General features: G+C 75.7%; 1 protein-coding gene. It reads right to left on the reverse strand.

The window, feature by feature from the left end:
• Positions 1-2031 (reverse strand): UvrD-helicase domain-containing protein (locus tag H5J29_RS30440; RefSeq protein ID WP_181784399.1); only part of this gene is annotated, 2031 nt, incomplete at both ends.

Consider the following 2031-nt stretch of genomic DNA (forward strand, 5'->3'; position numbering starts at 1 on the left):
TCCGCGGGCTGGCGGGCCAGCTCCTCGTGCACCCGCGCGGTGAGCTCCGCCGCCAGGTCCGGGGCGGTCGGGTCCAGGTGCTCGAACACGGCGTGGACCAGCGTGCCGAAGGTCGCGCCCAGGGGCAGGTCCGCCATGGGGGAGGGCACGTCCGCGCCGATCTCCGCGCCGATCTCCGCGCCGATCTCCGAGACGGCCTCCGGGACCTCCAGCTCCGCCTCGTCGTCCTTCCCCGCGGACTCGGGCTCCGAGCCGACCCCGACCGCGGGTGCGCTGCCGTGCGCCTCGGCGGTCAGGGCCGAGTAGGAGGTCCGCCGCCATGCCGAGTCCAGCGAGCGGGCGAACCGGGCCGCCTCGAGCGCGGGCGGGTCCTCCGAGCGGGCGGTGGGCGGGGCGGGCGCGCGGTCCGACAGGGTCTCGACGGTCACCCCCGCGATCTCGCCGAAGAGCGCGAGCGCGGACGCGTCGGACGGGACCTTGTAGGTCGGGGCGGGGACCATGCCCGCGGCGGGCCGCCCGACCAGCAGCCGGTGCAGCGCCGACGCCTCGGTGGTGGTCGACGGCGCCCACCACGCCACGACCTGACAGCGCGCCCTGGTGAGCGCGACGTACATCAGCCGCAGGTCCTCCCCGGACTCCTCCTCCAGGTGGCGCTGCAGCCGCGGGCCACGGTCGGGCCCGAGCGGTCCGCCGACGTCGAGCACGCGGGAGCCGGAGTCCGCGTGCGCGAGGAGGACGTCGGCCTTCTCGTTGACCCACCGGTCCCACCCGAACGGCACGTAGACGACCGGGAACTCCAGTCCCTTGCTGCGGTGCACGGTGACGATCTGCACCGCGTCGGCGTCGGACTCCAGCCTGCGCGACCGCTCGGTGGTGGTGTCCCGCGCCGCGTCGGCCATTCGGTGGCGCAGCCACTCGACCAGCGCGGACGGCCCGAGATGGCGCTCCAGCGAGGCCCCGTGGAGCACCTGCCCGATGTGCCGCACGTCGGTGAGCCGCCGGTCGCCCTCCTTCAGGGCCAGCAGCCGCGCGGGCAGCCGGGTCCGGGTGGTGACGGCCTCGAGCAGCGCCGCCACCCCGCGCTCCGCGAGCACCGCGTGCCAGACCCGCAGGTCCGCCCCCAGCTCGTCGATCAGCTCCTCGGCGTGCTCGCCACACAGCTCCTCGACGGTGTGCCCCACGAAGCAGGTCAGCGCCGCCGCCCGCAGCCGGGTGGTGCGCTGCGGCTGCTCGACGGCCTCCAGCAGGGTGAGCCACTCGGCCGCCGCCTCCGTGGTGAACACGCTGGTGGTGCCGGTGAGCACGGCCGGGACCCCGGCGGCCGTGCACGCGGCCCGGACCTGGACACCCTGGGCGTTCGTGCGGACCAGGACGGCGACGTCCCCCGCGCGCAGCGGCCGCTCCTCGACCGTGGCTCCGGAGGCGAGCAGGGCGGTGACGTCCGCCGCCACGTCCTCGGCCACGACCTCGCGGGCCTTCGCCGCCCGCCCGAGCCTCCGCCCGGTGAGCGGGACGATCCGGTCTCGGTCGACCACCCGCAGCCGGAAGGGGGCGTCGGAGGGTGCGCCCGCCAGCCGTCGGGCGGTGTGGTGCGCCGCCACCGGCCGGACGACGATCTCGTCGCTGCCCAGCGCGACCTCGCCGAACACCCCGTCCAGGGACTCCAGCAGCGCCTCGTCCGTGCGGTAGTTGGTGCCCAGCGTGCGGACGGTCGCCTCTCGCACCGCCTGCAGGTACGACACGACGTCCGCCCCGCGGAACGCGTAGATCGCCTGCTTGGGGTCCCCGATCAGCACGAGCGTGACGTGCCCGTGGAAGGCCCGTTCGAGGATCTCCCACTGGATCGGGTCGGTGTCCTGGAACTCGTCCACGAGCACGACGTCGTACCGGTCCTGCAGGCGCGCGCGGGCGGCCTCGCCGCGCACCTCGTCCCGCAGCGCGCCCGCGAGCCGGGTGAGCATGTCGTCGTAGCTGAAGAGCCGCCGCGCGCGCTTGCGCCGGTCCACCTCGTCCCGCACCGCCTGCGCGAAG

This window comes from Pseudonocardia pini (assembly GCF_013870575.1).
Lineage (GTDB): Bacteria > Actinomycetota > Actinomycetes > Mycobacteriales > Pseudonocardiaceae > Pseudonocardia > Pseudonocardia pini.